The organism is Streptomyces collinus Tu 365, from assembly GCF_000444875.1.
GTDB lineage: Bacteria > Actinomycetota > Actinomycetes > Streptomycetales > Streptomycetaceae > Streptomyces > Streptomyces collinus_A.
On sequence record NC_021985.1, the window covers coordinates 5,819,035 to 5,834,465 of the forward strand.

Consider the following 15,431-nt stretch of genomic DNA (forward strand, 5'->3'; position numbering starts at 1 on the left):
GCACGCCCGTCGCGCACGCGGAAGGGGCGGCGGGACCTGGTCCCGCCGCCCCTTCCGGAGCCCTGCGACTGCCCGGACCTACCGGGACTGCTGCGCCGGAACGCCCCGGGAGATCGGCTCGTCCTCGGCGGGGGAGCCGGCCGCGGCCACCGCGGCGCCGGTCAGCGTGGCGAGCATCTCGCGGACGTTCGTCAGCTGGGCGTTGATCGAGTCGCGGCGGTTGGTGAGAGCGGCCAGCTCGCGCTCGGATTCCGACCGGATGCGGTCGGCCTTGGCGTTCGCGTCGGCCACGATGTCCTCGGCCTGGCGCTGGGCCGTCTCCACCGTCTGACGGGCGCGGCGCTCGGCGTCGGTGCGCAGCTTCTCCGCCTCCAGACGGAGCTGCTCGGCGCGGTGCTCGATCTCGGCGAGGCGCTTCTCGGCCTTCTGCTGACGCGAGGCCAGGTCGCGCTCGGACTGCTCGCGGCGCTTGGCCAGGTTCGTCTCGAAGTCCGCCGCGGCCTGCGCGGCCTTGGCGCGGGTCTCCTCGAAGAGGGCGTCCGCCTCCTCGCGCTTGGACTGCGCGTCCTTCTGCGCGTCGGCACGCAGCTGGGAGGCGTCGCTCTTGGCCTTCTCGACGATCCGGACGCCCTCGTCCTCGGCCTTGGCCTTGCGCTCGGCGGCGAAGGACTCGGCGTCGTTGCGGACCTGCTGGGCGGCCGACTCGGCCAGCTCGCGGTGCTGCTCGGCCGCGCGCCGCGCCTCCTCACGCAGGTCCTTCGCCTCTTCCTCGGCGAGGCGCAGGATCTTCTCGACCCGCGCGCCGAGACCCGCGTACGACGGCTCGGCGTCGGTGATCTGGGCCTGGGCGTTCTGCGTCTCGAGGTGGAGCTCCTCGATGCGCTTCTCCAGAGCGGTGATGCGGGCGAGAGCGCTGTCACGGTCGGAGACGAGCTTGGAGATACGTTCGTCCACCTGAGCGCGGTCGTACCCACGCCGCACAAGCTCGAAGCCGTAGGGGGAAGTGTCGCTCATGGGGTTCCTGTCAATGAGACCGGTGAGGTGATAAGGGGAATCCTAGGGGCCGAAGCGGTGTGTCATCGAGCGGATACGGTTTTGATCTGGAGAATGGCACCTCTTTCGGGTGGCTGACCTCGGGACGGCTTGCCAAGGAGCCGGACAAAGTCCCTCAGAGCACCCCGGAAGCGGCCTCACCCGTCAGCTGTCCGACGCCTTGCCACCCGATCGAGGGGGACCGACGGTGGCACCCGCCTTGACCCCGCCCTCCTTGCCGGACGACGGCGCCTCGAAGGATTCCAGCGCCTCCAGGACGTCCTGCACCCGGGAGATCTCGGTGTTGATGTCCTCGCGCCGGCGCACCAGGATCTCCAGCTCGCGCTTGCCCTCGTCGACCGTGCGCCGGGCCTCGCGGATGGCCTCGGCCTTCAGCTCCTCGGCCTCCTTGACCAGCGTGGCCTTCTTCTGCTCGGCCTCCTTGAGCAGGCCCTCGGCCTTCTTGACGGCGGCGATCCGGACCTTGCCGGCCTCGGAACTGGCCTCCGAGACCATCTCCTTGGCCTTCGCCTGCGCCTTGGACAGCTGCTCCTCGGCCGCCTTGATGAGCGCGTCGCACCGGTCGCCGGTGGACTTCATCGTCTCGGCGGCCTCGCGGCGGGCCCGCTCGTGCAGCTCCTCGATCTCGGCGGTGACCCGCTCGCGCAGCTCCTCCGCCCGCTCCCTTATGGCGGTCGCGTCCCGGCGGGCACCGACCAGCAGCTCGTCCGCGTCCGTGCGGGCCTTCTCCACCCGCGAGTTGCCCTCGACGGTCGCCTCGGACACGATCCGGTCGGCCTCGCTGCGGGCCGCGCCCACCATGGTGTCGGCCTGCGACTCGGCGTCCGCGGTGGTCTGCAGCGCCTGCTGCTGGGCCTCGGTGAGGAGCTTGTCCGCCTCCGCCGTGGTCTCGGTGATGAGCGTGTCGACCTGCTCGGCCGCCTCCGACCGCCGCTTGTTGGCCTCCTGACGCGCCTCGTCCAGCGTCCGCTCGGCCTCCTCGCGCGCGGAGCCCACCAGCCGCTCGGCCGCCGCCTCCGCGTCCGCCGCGAGCCGCTCGGCGTCGGCGCGCAGCCGGTCGGCGTGCCGCTGGGCCGAACCGACCTTCTCGGCGGCCTCGGCACGCAGCCGCTCGGCTTCGCCGGTGGCGTCCGCGACGAGCTGCTCGGCGTTCGCGACGGCCTCGGCACGCACCCGCTCGGCCTCGGCGACCGTCTCGGTGCGCAGCCGCTCCGCCTCGTTGCCCGCCTCGGTGATGAGGGTGTCGGCCTGGGTGGCCGCGTCCGACCGGATGCGGTTGGCGTCCTCCCGGGCGTCCGCCCGGGTGCGGGACGCGGCCTGGTCGGCCTCGGCGAGCTTGTCCGACGCCTCCGTGCGCACCCGCTGGGCGTAGTCGCCCGCGTCGGAGCGCAGCCGCTCGGACTCCGCGATCGCCTCGGCGACCGTGCGCTCGGCGAGCGCCTTGGCGGCCTCCGTCTCCTCGTGCGCCTCGCGCCGCAGACGCGTGGCGTCCTCGCCGGCCCGCTCCCGCTCCGCGTAGGCGTCGGCGCGGACCCGGTCCGCCTCCTCCTCGGCCTCCCGGCGGGTACGGTCGGCCGCGTGCTCGGCGGCCGAGCGCAGCCCGGTGATCTCCTCCTGCGCCTGCTCGTGCAGCCCCGCGACGGAGTCCCGCACCTGCTGCGCGTGCTGCTCGGCGGCGGACACCATCTCGGTGGCGCGCCGGTCCGCCTCCTCGACCAGCCGGGTCGCCTCGGTCTGCGCGTCCTCCACGCGCCTGCGCGCCGAGGCCAGCAGCTCCTCGCTCTGCTCGCGGGCCCGCTCACGCTCCTGGTCGGCCTCGGACCGCGCGGCGCCGAGCAGTTCCTCGGCCTCGCGGCGGCGCCGGGCCGCCTCCTCCTGGGCGGCGGCGAGCGTCTCGGACGCCTCGGTGCCCAGCCGCTCGGCGGCGGCCTGCGCCTCGGCGCGCATCCGGTCGGCGCTCTCCTGGGCCTCGACCTTGAGCCGCTCCGCCTCGGCGGCCGCCTCCGACCGCAGGCGTACCGCGACGGACTCGCCCTCGGCACGCGAGGCGGACGCGTCGGCCGCGGCCTCGTCGCGCAGCCGTTCGGCCTCGGCCTCGGCCTGCTGCTGGAGCGCGCGGATCCGCTCGGCGGACTCCGAACGCAGCCGCTCGGCCTCCTCGCCGGCCTCCCGGCGGATCCGGGCCGCCTCCTCGCGGGCGTCGGCGAGCGCCTGCTCGGCCGCCGCCAGCCGCTCCTGGGTCTCCGTCTGGAGCCGGGTCAGCTCGCCCGCGGCCTCGACACGGCGGGCCTCGACGGCCCGCTCGGTCTCCTCGCGCAGCTCGCGCGCGGCCTGCTCGGCGGCGGACCGGACCGTCTCGACCTCTTCGGCGGCCTCGGCGCGCAGCCGCTCGGCCTCCTTGCGGGCGCGCTCCAGGGTCTCCTCGGCCTGCCGGCGCAGCGAGGTGGCGCGCTCGATGGCCTCGGTGCGGACCTTCTCGCTGTCCCCGGTCGCCTTCTGCCGCAGCTCGTCGGCGTCCGCCTTGGCCTTGGCCAGCAGTTCCTCGGCGGACTTGGCCGCCTCCTCGATCTGCGCCACGGCCTCGCGGCGGGCCTCGGCGCGGATCGACTCGCCCTCGGCGACCGCGTCGGCGCGCAGCTGCTCGGCCTCGCCGCGCAGCCGGCGGGCCTCCTCCTGCAGCTCGACCGTCTTGGCGCGGTACTCCTTGGTGTCGTCCTTCGCCGCGCCCTTGAGCTCCTCGGCGATGTCGTGCGCCTCGGCACGCAGCCGGTCCGCCTCGGCCTCGGCCTCGGTGCGGATCCGCTCGGCCTCCTCGGCCGCGGCCCTGGTCGTCTTCTTGGCGTCCTCCGACGCCTTGTTCAGGACGTCCTCGGCGGTCCTGGCCGCCTTGGAGAGCTGGCTCGCGCTCTCCTCGGCGGTGACCGCCCGGGCCTTCTCGGACGCCTCGGCGACGATCTTCTCGGCCTCGGCCCGCGCGTCGGCGACCAGCTGCTCGGCCTCGGACCGGGTGCTCTCGGCCTCCTTGGTGGCCTCCTCGACCAGCCGGGCGACCTGCTCCTTGGCCGTGCGCGTGCGGGTCTCGTTGGCGGCCTCGGCGCTGGAGAGCGTCTTCGAGGCGGCCTGCTCGGCCTCCTTGACCAGCTTCTCCGCCTCGGCCTGCGCCTTGCGCAGCGCCTCCTCGGCCTCCGTCATGCGCTGTTCGGCGGCGCGGCTCAGCTCGGCGGCCTGCCGGCGGGCGGCGTCCGACTCGCTGACGGTGGAGGTGCGCAGCTGCTCGGCGTGGTCGGTGGCCTCCTGGGCCTGCGTGGAGGCGGCGTTCAGCAGCCGTTCGGCGTCCGTGCGGGCGCGGCGCAGGATCTGCTCGGCCTCGGCGCGGGCGGCCTCGGCGTCGCCCTGCAGGCGCTCGCGGGCCTCCCGGGTGACCCGCTCGGCCTCGGCGCGTGCGGTGGCCATGGCCTGCTCGGCCTCGGCGCGGGACTCGTCGAGCAGCCGGCGGGCCTGCTGCTCGGTGCGGGCACGCAGCTGCTCGGCCCACGCCACGTTCTCGTTGACGTGCGACTCGACGGTCTGGCGCCGCTCGGCCAGCTCCTGGTCGAGCTGCTGGCGACGGGTGACCGCCTCCTGGTGCAGCTCGGCCTGCAGACGGGCGGCCTGCTCGGCGTGCTCCTGCAGGATGCGCTGCGTCTGCGCACGGACCTGGCTCAGCTCCCGCTCGGCGTCCTGACGCAGCTGGTCGGCCTGCATCTGGGCATTGCGGAGCAACTGTTCGGCCTGATAGCCGATGTCACCGCCGTCGTAGGCGGGCCGGGTCATCAGAGTGCGGCGCGCCTCGTGCAGCTTGGCGCGCAGCACCTCGACCTGGTAGCCGAGGTCCTCGGCGTGCTGGATCGCCTTTTCCCGCTCGGTCCTCAGCCGCTTCATCTCGGCCTCGAACCGAGAGAGGTGGTCGACGTCAGCCGCCGGCTCTCGCTCCTGGCTCTCGTAGCCCCGCACTGCGCGGTCCCATCCGTCCCCTGGTCAGCTTCTCCAACGAGCTCCGTCCATCCGCCGGACGGGGCCCCCGGGGAATGGTGTCAGATCAACGGCGGAGCACGGGCTGCTGCCCCGACGCTCTTCCCCCGAAACCCGGACCCCGGCATGCGGCCGCCCCCCGCCTTCGGGGACGACCGCCCCCAACCCTACCGGCCCATATGTACGGCGGTCAGTGCTCGGGCGACTCAACAGGGGCCGAAGTGACCAGTTCTGTCAGGACGCCGTGGCAATCCTTGGGGTGCAGGAAGGTGATCCGCGACCCCATGGAGCCGCGTCGTGGCTCGTCGTACAGAACGCGTACGCCCTTGCCGCGGATCTCGTCGGCGTCCCCGTCCACATCCGCCGTACCGAAGGCGATGTGGTGGACGCCCTCCCCGTTCTTGGCCAGCCACTTGCCGACCGCGGAGTCCTCCCGGGTCGGTTCCAGCAGCTGGAGGTAGGAGGCGCCGCCGTCGGACGTCTCGTTGATCTTGAGCATGGCCTCCCGCACGCCCTGCTCCTCGTTGACCTCGGTGTGGAACACCTCGAAGCCGTACGTGGCCCGGTAGAACTCGACGGTCGTGTCGAGGTCGTGGCAGGCGATCCCGATGTGGTCGATTCGCGTCAGCATGGAATCAGTGCAGCGCCAAGGCGGTGGTTACGCAACGTGCGCGCGATCACACCGGCGGGCCGATGACGGCACGGAGTGCCACTCAGTACATTCGAAGTAAACCCTCGTTCACTCCTCGGCTGTGCAGGCCGGTAAGGGGATCGCAGCTCATGTCTTCTGGAACGAACACCTCGGTGATCGTCGCGGGCGCGCGTACGCCCATGGGACGGTTGCTCGGCTCGCTGAAGTCCTTCTCCGGGGCCGACCTCGGCGGCTTCGCGATCAAGGCCGCCCTCGACCGTGCGGGTATCGGTGGCGACCAGGTGCAGTACGTGATCATGGGGCAGGTGCTGCAGGCCGGCGCCGGGCAGATCCCCGCCCGCCAGGCCGCCGTCAAGGCCGGCATCCCGATGAGCGTCCCCGCGCTGACCATCAACAAGGTGTGTCTGTCCGGCCTGGACGCGATCGCGCTGGCCGACCAGCTCATCCGCGCCGGCGAGTTCGACATCGTCGTCGCCGGCGGCCAGGAGTCCATGACCAACGCCCCGCACCTGCTGCCCAAGTCCCGTGAGGGCTTCAAGTACGGCGCGGTGCAGATGCTCGACGCGATGGCCCACGACGGCCTGACCGACTCCTTCGAGAACATCGCCATGGGCGAGTCCACGGAGAAGCACAACACGCGCCTCGGCATCCGGCGCCCCGAGCAGGACGAGATCGCCGCCCTGTCCCACCAGCGGGCCGCCGCCGCGCAGAAGAACGGCGTCTTCGAGGCCGAGATCACCCCGGTCGAGATCCCGCAGCGCAAGGGCGAGCCGGTCGTCTTCAGCAAGGACGAGGGCATCCGCGGCGACACCACCGCCGAGTCGCTCGGCAAGCTGCGCCCGGCCTTCGCCAAGGACGGCACGATCACGGCCGGCTCCTCCTCGCAGATCTCGGACGGCGCGGCCGCCGTGGTCGTGATGAGCAAGGCCAAGGCCGAGGAACTGGGCCTGGAGTGGCTCGCGGAGATCGGCGCGCACGGCAACGTGGCGGGGCCGGACAACTCGCTGCAGTCGCAGCCGTCCAACGCCATCCGGCACGCCCTGAAGAAGGAGGCCCTGGAGGTCTCCGACCTCGACCTCATCGAGATCAACGAGGCGTTCGCCGCGGTGGCCGTGCAGTCAATGAAGGACCTCGGCGTGTCCACGGAAAAGGTGAACGTCAACGGCGGCGCGATCGCCCTCGGTCACCCGATCGGCATGTCCGGCGCCCGGCTCGTGCTCCACTTGGCCCTGGAGCTCAAGCGGCGCGGCGGCGGCGTCGGCGCGGCCGCGCTGTGCGGCGGCGGCGGTCAGGGCGACGCCCTGATCGTGCGGGTCCCGAAGGCCTGAGTTCCAGTTACGTCTGTGAAGTGAACGGAGCTGTTTGATGCAGGACGTCTCCTCTCTGGTGGCCCAGGCCAGGGACGGCCGGCCGCGGGCCGTGGCCCGGCTGATCTCGCTGGTGGAGGGGGCGTCCCCGCAGCTCAGGGAGGTCATGGCGGCCCTGGCGCCGCTGACCGGCAACGCCTACGTGGTGGGTCTGACCGGTTCGCCGGGCGTCGGCAAGTCGACCTCGACCTCCGCCCTCGTCACCGCGTACCGCAAACAGGGCAAACGCGTGGGCGTGCTGGCCGTCGACCCCTCGTCGCCGTTCTCCGGCGGCGCGCTGCTCGGCGACCGGGTCCGGATGTCGGATCACGCCTCCGACCCCGGGGTCTACATCCGCTCCATGGCCACCCGTGGTCACCTGGGCGGCCTTGCCTGGGCGGCGCCGCAGGCGATCCGGGTCCTGGACGCCGCGGGCTGCGACGTGATCCTGGTCGAGACCGTCGGCGTCGGCCAGTCGGAGGTGGAGATCGCCTCGCAGGCCGACACCAGCGTGGTGCTGCTGGCCCCGGGCATGGGCGACGGCATCCAGGCGGCCAAGGCCGGAATCCTGGAGATCGGTGACGTCTACGTCGTCAACAAGGCCGACCGCGACGGCGCCGACGCCACCGCCCGCGAGCTGAACCACATGCTGGGCCTCGGCGAGTCCCGTGGCCCGGGCGACTGGCGGCCGCCCATCGTCAAGACGGTCGCCGCCCGTGGGCAGGGCGTCGACGAGGTGGTCGAGGCGCTGGAGAAGCACCGCGCGTGGATGGAGGAGCGCGGGGTGCTCACCGAGCGCCGCACGGCGCGCGCGTCCCGCGAGGTGGAGACCATCGCGGTCACCGCGCTGCGCGAGCGGATCGCCGACCTGCACGGCGACCGCCGCCTCGGCGCGCTGGCGGAGCGGATCGTCGCCGGCGAGCTCGACCCGTACCGCGCGGCGGACGAACTGGTGGCGGGCCTCACCGCGGGCTGACCCCTGGCGCCCGCCGGACCGTGTCGCTACATTGATCCACATGTTCCTCCTCCTGGCGTAGAGCGCGCACCGGACCGCGAGGCCGATCACCGGCCCTCGCGTCCCTCGGTGTCCCCTCTCCCGCCTCCCGCAGAGGAACTTCCGCGTGTCCACGCACCCTTCGCGGCCCTCGTACGCCGCCGTCCTGCGCGTCCCGCACGCGCGCCGCACCTTCGCCGCGGCCCTCGCCGCGCGCCTGTCCTACGGCACGGTCTCCCTCGCCGTCCTGCTGTCCGTCACCCGCGCCACCGGGTCCTACGCCGTCTCCGGCGCGGTGATGTCCCTGTTCGGGGCGATGACGGTCTTCCTGATGCCCTTGCGGGCCTCGCTGGTCGACCGGCACGGCCCGCGCCGGGCCCTGCCGGTCATGGCCACGGTGTACGGCGTCCTGCTGTGTGCCCTTGCGGCCCTGACCTGGCGCCCCGGGGCGCCCGCCGCGGCCGTGGCCGGGGCGGCCGCCCTCGCCGGGGCGTGCGCGCCCCCGCTCGGCCCGACCATGCGCGCCCTGTGGGCCGATCTCGTCCCCGACCGGGCCCTGCTGCAGCGTGCGTACAGCCTGGACGGGGTCGCCGAGGAACTGCTCTACGTCTCCGGTCCGGTCCTGGTCGGCGCGCTGGTCGGGTTCGCGCCGCCGGCCTGCGGGATCCTGCTGAGCGCGCTGCTGATCGTGGGCGGCACCTGCGCCTTCGTCATGTCCCCGGTGATGCCGGGGCCGCGCGCCGCGGCGGCGAAGGGCCGTCGCGCCGGCGCCCGGGGCCTGCTGCCTCCGGTCGCCGTGGCCCTCGGGGTCGGGCTGGCGCTCAGCGGGGTGGACCTGCTGGCGGCGGCCTTCGCCGCCGAACGGTCCTACGACCCGGCGCTCGTGTCCTGGGTGCTGGGCGCGCTCTCCGCGGGCAGCGCGGTGGGCGGGCTGGTCAACGGGGCGGTGGCGTGGCGGGCTCCCGCCCGGACCCGGCTGTGCTGGTTCGCGGTGGGTCTCGGGGCGGTGGTCGCGGCGGCGGGCCTGGCACCCGGGCTGTGGACGCTCACGGGCGCCATGGCGCTCGCCGGGGCGTTCATCGCCCCGGCGCTGACGACGGCGTACCTCCTGGCCGACGAGAGCGCGGCCGAGGGGTCCCGGACCCAGGCCGGGGCGTGGGTGAACACGGCGGTCAACGCCGGGAGTGCGGGGGGAGCGCTGGTGACCGGGCTGCTGATCGGCCGGCTCCCCCTGGCCGTGTGCTTCACGGCGGCCGGTGCCACCGCCCTCGCGGCGGCCGTGGCCGCCGCGCTCGGCGGGCGGTCACCCGTGCCCGCGTCCCGGCGCTCCGGGGGGACCACCGTGGCCGCGGGCGGCGAGGGTGCCGGTGCCCGGACGGGGGCGGGGGAGGCTGCCGCCGGGGGCCGCTAGGTCATGTCCGCGAAGTCCCGTCGTCCGGCCGGACGACGGGACTTCGCGGACACGGCCTGGACGCCGGCCGGGGCGCCGCCTCCGCTCAGGGGCGCCCCCGCTGTCCCCTCAGGTGCTCGGCGATCGGCTTGAGCGCCTTGTCCAGCTCTATCAGGGCCTCCGGCGGCAGGAGGTCGATGAAGTGCCGCCGCACCGAGGACACGTGGTGCGGCGCGACCTTGCGCATCGTCTCCATGCCGTGCTCGGTAAGCACGGCGAACAGTCCCCGGCGGTCGGACTCGCAGTTCTCCCGCCGTACCAGGTTCGCGTTCTCCATCCGCGTGATCTGGTGCGAGAGCCGGCTCTTGGACTGCAGGGTGGCGGAGGCCAGGTCGCTCATCCGCATCCGCACGTCCTCCGACTCCGAGAGGTTCACGAGGATCTCGTAGTCGTTCATTGTCAGGCCGAACGGCTGCAGGTCCTTTTCGAGCTGGTACGTCAACAGCCTGTTGACCTCCAGGTGGGTACGCCAGGCGCACTGCTCCGCATCGGTCAGCCAGCGCGTGGCCGTCTCGGTCTCCATGAATGAAGTCTACCTAAGAAGTTGAATGACGAACTACTTCGGGTGGTGTGACTGTGCGCACGCGTTCGATGTCACACTCCGCAGACTACCGCTCACAGCCCGAAGCGACGCTGGAGGTCTCCCAGCTGTCCGGGAAGGCGCGGTACGGCCGCCGATTGCGGACCGTGTCCACCCGGTCCCGCTCCGCCACCGCCGGGAACCCCCGGTTCGGGCGGAACCGCCCCGGTCGCCTGCTCGGCCATCAGGGCCTCGCTGGACTGCAGCAGGACCGTCCCGGCTCCCACGAACTCGAACTGGTGCTCCTCGCCGGAAGCCCCGCCCAGGCCCGTCATCGCACGTAGACCGCCCAGGACGCCCGTGAGGTACCCGTGGTCGTAGTGGTGACACGGTGACGGACAGTCGGCCCACCCGACCAGTGCCTGGGGGTCCACCCGGATCGGAGGTTCCATGAACACCACCGGACCGTTAGATGCGGCCACGAACTTTCCGGTTCCGATCAGGGTCAGAAAACCGGGCACGATCGATTGCTTGAGCGCGAGACTTGGCTGAAAAGCGAGCAGATTGCCCGCGCGAATGGTCAAGTTCCCGTCGTCGAGGTCGAAGGAGTTGACGTCGAAGGCCCGGTCGGCCAGCAGCATCTTGCCGGAGCCCGCCGCCACGACCCAGTCGCTCGCGTGCAGTGGCGAATGGAACGAGGTACGGACAAGTCGGTCGAGTCGCCCGTGCCCGACGCCGTTGAACTCGATCGCCCCGTAGTAGGCGATCATCTTCCCCTTCTGCAGGAACCACTGCCCGCTCTTGAGCTCCACGCAGAAGGTGTACTTGTTCACGTTGTCGTCGGCGGGCAGGGTCACGGGGTCGAACACCACGGGGCCGCCGGGGGTTCCGTACGCGCTCACAGCTTCTCCTCCGAGGCCTGGACGTAGACCGTGCCGCTGCCGCTCAGCTCCAGCTGGAAGGCCTCGCCGGAGCCGCGGCCCACCATGTCGCGCCAGCCGAGCGCGCTGGACAGCTTGTTGCGGACGTCGCCGTGGTGGGCGACGTACGCCTGCGGGTCCACGTGGACCGGGCGCTGCGGGGTGATCGGGATCTCGAAGACGCCGCCGTGCGCCATCACGGCCACCGCTCCCTGTCCCTGCAGTGTGGTGGTGAACAGGCCCTGCCCCGTGACCTGCCCGCGGACCATGCCCATGACCCCGCCCTGCGAGCCCATGAACATCGTGCCCTGGCGCAGGGTGCCCTCGAAGGCGAGCAGCCGGTCGGCCTCGACGTACAGGGTGTCGCCGGTCAGGCGGATGACGTGCACGTGGTGGCCGCCGTGCCCGAAGAAGACGGTGCCGCTGCCCTCGACGGTCATCAGCGGGGTGGCCTCGCCGGCCACCCGCCGTCCGATCATGGACATCAGGCCGCCCTGGCCGCCCTGGAGGCTGGGCGTGAAGGCCACGTCCCCCTTGTAGGCGAGCATCGCGCCGCGCTGGTTGAACAGCCGCTGCCCGGGCAGCACGGTCGCCTCGACCATCTTGGAGTTGATCTCCCGGAAGCTCATCTCACAGGTCCCCCGCGATCGTGTTCCGCTCGCTCGGCTGCACGTACACCAGTCCGTCGCCCTCGAAGCGGATCTGGAAGGCCTCGCCGCCGCCCTCCCCGAAGAAGGTGCGGAACGTCACACCGGACTGGAAGGACTGCCGCACGTCGCCCTGGTGGGCGATGTAGGCGCCCGGGTCGACGATCAGCGGGTACTGCGGACTGACCCGGAGCACCACGGCGGGCCCGTCGGACATGATCGCCGCCTGTCCGTGCCCCTCGACGGTCGTCGTGAACAGCCCGTTGCCCTGGGAGGCGCCGCGCAGCCCGGTGAACGTCGTGCCCGTCCTGAGGCCCGCGTCGGTCGCCAGCAGGTTGCTGGACTCGACGTAGAGCTTGTCCCCCCGCAGGGCGACCAGGTTGATCTCCGACGCCCGGTCCGCGAACCAGCACGTCCCCTGGCCCCTCACCTCCATCACCGTCATCTGCTCACCGGTGAGCCGCCGGGTCACCATCCCCCGCAGCCCCTCGCCGCCACCGCTCATCTTCTTGAAGGTCATCTGCCCGTCGTACGCGACCATCGAGCCGTTCTTCGCCTTCACGGCATCCCCGGTCATGTCGACGGCGAGCACCTTGCTCCCTTGGAGCCGGAACATCGCCACGCTGGGAAAGTAGCGGCCGAGCGGGTGGGCCGAACAGGGCCCCCGGGTGGACGACGACCCTGAGCGCACCCCTACGGGCCGGGTTTGCCACAATGGGGTGACGCTTGTGCGTGCGTTCACAAACCGGCAGTCCGTAACCGGCAGACCGTCGTCGCAACTCCCACCGAAGGTGATCCGTGGACATCAAGACCGCCACCGCCCTCCGCCGCCTCCGCCTGGTCTCCGCCCCGGAGGCCGTGTCCTTCCTGGTCCTGCTGGTCTGCTCGGTGCTCAAGCGCACCACGGACTTCAACGCGGTGCCGGTGATGGGCGCGGTGCACGGTGTCCTCTTCCTGCTGTACCTGGTCTTCTGGGCGGACGCCTGGAACCGCGCCCGGTGGAGCCTCGGGACGGCCGCCCTCTACTTCGTCCTCTCCGTGCTGCCCACGGGTGGCTTCTTCGCCGAGCGCAGGCTGCGCCGCGAGGCCGAGGACGCCGTCATCGCCGCCCGCGCCCGCAAGGAAGGCGTGGTGGAGGCATGATCGTCGCCTTCTCCGTGACGCCCCTCGGGGTCGGCGAGGACGTGGGGGAGTACGTCGCCGACGCCGTGCGGGTGGTCCGCGAGTCCGGCCTGCCGCACCGCACCGACGCGATGTTCACCTCCGTCGAGGGCGAGTGGGACGAGGTCATGGACGTCGTCCGCCGTGCCGTCGCCGCCGTCGAGGCACGTGCGCCCCGGGTGTCCCTGGTGCTCAAGGCCGACATCCGGCCCGGCGTGACCGACGGGCTCACCTCCAAGGTCGAGACCGTCGAGCGGTACCTGGCACGCTAGCGCCGCCGCGACGCGCTGACCCCGGTCCGTCCGTACGGGCCGGGGTTTTCTCTCCCCCGCTCTTTGAGCGATCGCTCAAAGCGTGTAGTTTGCCTCCCGGACAGTTTTGAGCGGACGCTCAAACCATGCTCTGAGGCGGGGGAACACCATGGGTCTCTACATAGAGACACGGATCGACGCCGACCTGGACGAACTCTGGGCACACACCCAGGACCCCGCCCAGCACCAGCGCTGGGACCTGCGGTTCACCGAGATCGCGCCCCTCCCGTGCGCGGAGGGCGAACCGCGGCGCTTCCGGTACGCCACCCGGGTGCTGCCCTTCCTCACGGTGTCCGGCACCGGCGTCTCGGCGGGCGAGAAGGAGCGGCCCGACGGCACCCGCACCTCCGCCCTGCGCTTCGCCTCGCCGCACCCCCTCTCCCTGCTCGCCGAGGGCAGCGGCTACTGGCGTTACGTGCCCGAGACGCACGGCGTCCGCTTCCTCACCGGCTACGACTACCGCCCCCGCTGGGGCGCCCTCGGCGCGCTCGCCGACCGGCTGCTGTTCCGCAGGCTGATGGGCTGGGCGACCGCCTGGTCCTTCGACCGGCTGCGGCTGTGGCTCGAGCGGGGCATCACCCCCGAGCGGGCCCTGGTCAACTGGCTGGCCGAGCTGGCGGTGCGCGCGCTGGTGCTCACCGCGTGCCTGAGCGGTCTGCGGCTGGAGCCCGCCGTCCGCGTCTTCGGCCCGTTCGGGGCGGCCGTGGCCTACCTGTGCCCGCTGCTGCTGCTCGTCGCGGTGTCGCTCGCCCTCCTCAAGGCGCCCCTCGCCTGCACCCCGGCGGCCCGCCGCTGCCTGCGCGCCCCGGTCACCGCCGTCCGCGCGCCCCGCGTCCTGCGCACCCTGGAGGAGCACGGATGACCACCGCGGCACCGGCCCGCTCGATGTTCCACCACGTGATGGGCGACGACTTCGACCGGCTCCACCCACGGCTCAGGCGCCGCTTCTCGGTGGGCCTGGCGAGCGGCGAGGCCTGCACCGGCCGGGGCGTCATGCACCGGATCTGGCACGGCCCGGCGTTCGTGCGGCCGTTCCTGGCCCTCGGCGGCACCCGCAACATCCTCGTCCCGCGCGCCGGCCGCGACGTCCCCTTCGTGATCGAGAACGTGCCGTACACCGACTCCTTCGGGCGTGAGACGGTGAGTTTCGTGCGCACCTTCGACCTGCCCGGCGGGGCCCGCCGCTTCGACGCCCAGATGGTGCTCAGCCCCAAGGGCGACCGCGTCCTCGACTACCTCGGCACCCACCAGCACCTGGCCAGCGAACTGCACTTCGCCGCCGAACCCGACGGCTCGCTGCTCATCCGCTCCGGCGAACACCGCTTCCGGGAGGGCCCGGTGGACGTCCGGGTCCCGGAACTCGTCGGCGCGACCGCCGAGGTGCGCGAGTCCTACGACGACGCGGCGGGCCGCTTCCGCATCCGGGTGAGCGTGGTGAACCGCTACGTCGGACCGCTCTTCGGCTACGAGGGCTCGTTCACCGCGTCGTACACGGACGTCCGGTCGTGCGGGGTGCGGCCCGGACTGCGCCCGGTGCGGGAGGAGGCACGCGCATGAGCCCCGAGACGGCCAAGTCCCAGGAGACGAAGACCAAGCTGCTGGAGGGCGCGCTGCGCACGCTCACCGAGCAGGGCATCGCCAAGACCTCGGCCCGTACGGTCGCCTCGGCGGCCGGAGTCAACCAGGCGCTGGTGTTCTACCACTTCGGATCGGTCGACGAACTGCTCGCCGCCGCCTGCCGCTACGGCGCGGAGAAGTCCGTGGCGAACTACCGCGACCGGCTCGCCGCCGTCTCCTCCCTCTCCGAGCTGCTCGCCGTCGGACGGGAGATCCACGAGCGGGAACGGGCCGACGGCCATGTCGCCCTCCTCGGCCAGCTGCTGGCCGGCGCGCCCACCCACGCGGCCCTCGGCCCGGCCGCGGCCGGCGGTCTCGACCTGTGGATCGCCGAGATCGAGCAGGTGCTGCGCCGGGTCCTCGCCGCGACCCCGTTCGGCGAGTTCACCGACCCGGGGGGCCTGGCCCGCGCGATCGCCGCGTCCTTCGTCGGCATCGAGCTGTACGAGGGCGCGGACGAGGCGGGAGCGCACGCGGCTCTGGAAGCCCTCGAACAGCTCGGCGCCCTGGTCGGGGCCCTGGAGGAACTGGGCCCGGTCGCCCAGCGCGCGGTCCGCCACCACCTGCGCCGCAGAGGCCGCTGAACGCTCCGCGGGTTCGCGGGCTCCGGGGCGCGTCCCTGCCCGGGCGGGTCAGGCAGGGGCACCGTGACACCGGTGAGGCGGTGCCCGGCGGGCGGCTGGTCCGGTGGGTCGGCCTGCCCGGTCGGGCGCGGTGCGCTTGGGGGCGGCGGCTGGTTCGGTGGGGTG

At 72.7% G+C, this 15,431-nt stretch carries 15 protein-coding genes; 8 read left to right on the forward strand and 7 right to left on the reverse strand.

Annotation, left to right across the window (positions count from 1 at the left end):
- Positions 1-78 precede the first annotated feature (78 nt).
- The 3 genes from B446_RS25400 to mce form a co-directional block, all read right to left on the reverse strand.
- Positions 79-1,014, reverse strand: a complete 936-nt coding sequence (locus tag B446_RS25400; protein ID WP_020942294.1) for a cellulose-binding protein — start codon at positions 1,012-1,014, stop codon at positions 79-81.
- Between the two features lie 183 nt (positions 1,015-1,197).
- The gene (gene scy, locus B446_RS25405) at positions 1,198-5,046 is read right to left on the reverse strand and encodes a polarized growth protein Scy (RefSeq protein ID WP_020942295.1); all 3,849 of its coding nucleotides are present in this window, start codon (positions 5,044-5,046) and stop codon (positions 1,198-1,200) included.
- 208 nt (positions 5,047-5,254) lie between these two features.
- On the reverse strand, positions 5,255-5,695 hold the full coding sequence (mce, locus tag B446_RS25410; RefSeq protein ID WP_020942296.1) for a methylmalonyl-CoA epimerase: 441 nt from the start codon (positions 5,693-5,695) through the stop codon (positions 5,255-5,257).
- A 149-nt stretch (positions 5,696-5,844) separates the two neighbouring features.
- Here mce and B446_RS25415 point away from each other — a divergent pair, with 149 nt between their 5' ends.
- The 3 genes from B446_RS25415 (at position 5,845) to B446_RS25425 (ending at position 9,467) form a co-directional block, all read left to right on the forward strand.
- The gene (locus tag B446_RS25415; protein ID WP_078614797.1) at positions 5,845-7,044 is read left to right on the forward strand and encodes an acetyl-CoA C-acetyltransferase; all 1,200 of its coding nucleotides are present in this window, start codon (positions 5,845-5,847) and stop codon (positions 7,042-7,044) included.
- A gap of 37 nt (positions 7,045-7,081) precedes the next feature.
- Entirely contained in the window at positions 7,082-8,038 is a 957-nt protein-coding gene (meaB, locus tag B446_RS25420; protein ID WP_020942298.1) for a methylmalonyl Co-A mutase-associated GTPase MeaB, read from the forward strand.
- Between the two features lie 145 nt (positions 8,039-8,183).
- Positions 8,184-9,467 (forward strand): MFS transporter, encoded by a 1,284-nt coding sequence (locus B446_RS25425; protein ID WP_020942299.1) that lies wholly within the window; start codon positions 8,184-8,186, stop codon positions 9,465-9,467.
- 85 nt (positions 9,468-9,552) lie between these two features.
- Here B446_RS25425 and B446_RS25430 read toward each other — a convergent pair whose 3' ends face one another.
- The 4 genes from B446_RS25430 to B446_RS25445 all read right to left on the reverse strand — a co-directional run bounded on the left by B446_RS25430 (position 9,553) and on the right by B446_RS25445 (position 12,209).
- Positions 9,553-10,029: a MarR family winged helix-turn-helix transcriptional regulator gene (locus B446_RS25430; RefSeq protein WP_020942300.1), complete on the reverse strand. Its 477-nt coding sequence runs from the start codon at positions 10,027-10,029 to the stop codon at positions 9,553-9,555.
- 92 nt (positions 10,030-10,121) lie between these two features.
- Positions 10,122-10,928 (reverse strand): AIM24 family protein, encoded by an 807-nt coding sequence (locus B446_RS25435; RefSeq protein WP_020942301.1) that lies wholly within the window; start codon positions 10,926-10,928, stop codon positions 10,122-10,124.
- Entirely contained in the window at positions 10,925-11,575 is a 651-nt protein-coding gene (locus tag B446_RS25440; protein ID WP_020942302.1) for an AIM24 family protein, read from the reverse strand. Before B446_RS25440 ends, B446_RS25435 begins: the two co-directional genes overlap by 4 nt.
- Before the next feature lies 1 nt (position 11,576).
- Complete coding sequence (locus B446_RS25445; RefSeq protein ID WP_043476445.1) at positions 11,577-12,209, reverse strand: AIM24 family protein; 633 nt, start codon at positions 12,207-12,209, stop codon at positions 11,577-11,579.
- Between the two features lie 182 nt (positions 12,210-12,391).
- Between B446_RS25445 and B446_RS25450 the strand changes: the two genes are divergently transcribed.
- The 5 genes from B446_RS25450 (at position 12,392) to B446_RS25470 (ending at position 15,266) form a co-directional block, all read left to right on the forward strand.
- Positions 12,392-12,736, forward strand: a complete 345-nt coding sequence (locus tag B446_RS25450) for a DUF3817 domain-containing protein (protein ID WP_020942304.1) — start codon at positions 12,392-12,394, stop codon at positions 12,734-12,736.
- Positions 12,733-13,026, forward strand: a complete 294-nt coding sequence (locus B446_RS25455) for an MTH1187 family thiamine-binding protein (protein ID WP_020942305.1) — start codon at positions 12,733-12,735, stop codon at positions 13,024-13,026. The genes B446_RS25450 and B446_RS25455 overlap by 4 nt, the downstream gene beginning before the upstream one ends.
- A 148-nt stretch (positions 13,027-13,174) precedes the next feature.
- Entirely contained in the window at positions 13,175-13,927 is a 753-nt protein-coding gene (locus B446_RS25460; protein WP_020942306.1) for a hypothetical protein, read from the forward strand.
- Positions 13,924-14,622, forward strand: coding sequence for a DUF4166 domain-containing protein (locus B446_RS25465; RefSeq protein WP_020942307.1), 699 nt, complete (start codon positions 13,924-13,926; stop codon positions 14,620-14,622). Before B446_RS25460 ends, B446_RS25465 begins: the two co-directional genes overlap by 4 nt.
- Positions 14,619-15,266, forward strand: coding sequence for a TetR/AcrR family transcriptional regulator (locus B446_RS25470; RefSeq protein WP_020942308.1), 648 nt, complete (start codon positions 14,619-14,621; stop codon positions 15,264-15,266). The genes B446_RS25465 and B446_RS25470 overlap by 4 nt, the downstream gene beginning before the upstream one ends.
- The last annotated feature ends 165 nt before the right edge of the window (positions 15,267-15,431 follow it).

Coding starts and splice junctions, on each gene's coding strand:
- B446_RS25400 (WP_020942294.1), bottom strand. CDS start 1,014: ATGAGCGACACTTCCCCCTACGGCTTCGAGCTTGTGCGGCGTGGGTAC.
- mce (WP_020942296.1), bottom strand. CDS start 5,695: ATGCTGACGCGAATCGACCACATCGGGATCGCCTGCCACGACCTCGAC.
- B446_RS25415 (WP_078614797.1), top strand. CDS start 5,845: ATGTCTTCTGGAACGAACACCTCGGTGATCGTCGCGGGCGCGCGTACG.
- meaB (WP_020942298.1), top strand. CDS start 7,082: ATGCAGGACGTCTCCTCTCTGGTGGCCCAGGCCAGGGACGGCCGGCCG.
- B446_RS25430 (WP_020942300.1), bottom strand. CDS start 10,029: ATGGAGACCGAGACGGCCACGCGCTGGCTGACCGATGCGGAGCAGTGC.
- B446_RS25440 (WP_020942302.1), bottom strand. CDS start 11,575: ATGAGCTTCCGGGAGATCAACTCCAAGATGGTCGAGGCGACCGTGCTG.
- B446_RS25445 (WP_043476445.1), bottom strand. CDS start 12,209: ATGTTCCGGCTCCAAGGGAGCAAGGTGCTCGCCGTCGACATGACCGGG.
- B446_RS25455 (WP_020942305.1), top strand. CDS start 12,733: ATGATCGTCGCCTTCTCCGTGACGCCCCTCGGGGTCGGCGAGGACGTG.
- B446_RS25460 (WP_020942306.1), top strand. CDS start 13,175: ATGGGTCTCTACATAGAGACACGGATCGACGCCGACCTGGACGAACTC.
- B446_RS25465 (WP_020942307.1), top strand. CDS start 13,924: ATGACCACCGCGGCACCGGCCCGCTCGATGTTCCACCACGTGATGGGC.
- B446_RS25470 (WP_020942308.1), top strand. CDS start 14,619: ATGAGCCCCGAGACGGCCAAGTCCCAGGAGACGAAGACCAAGCTGCTG.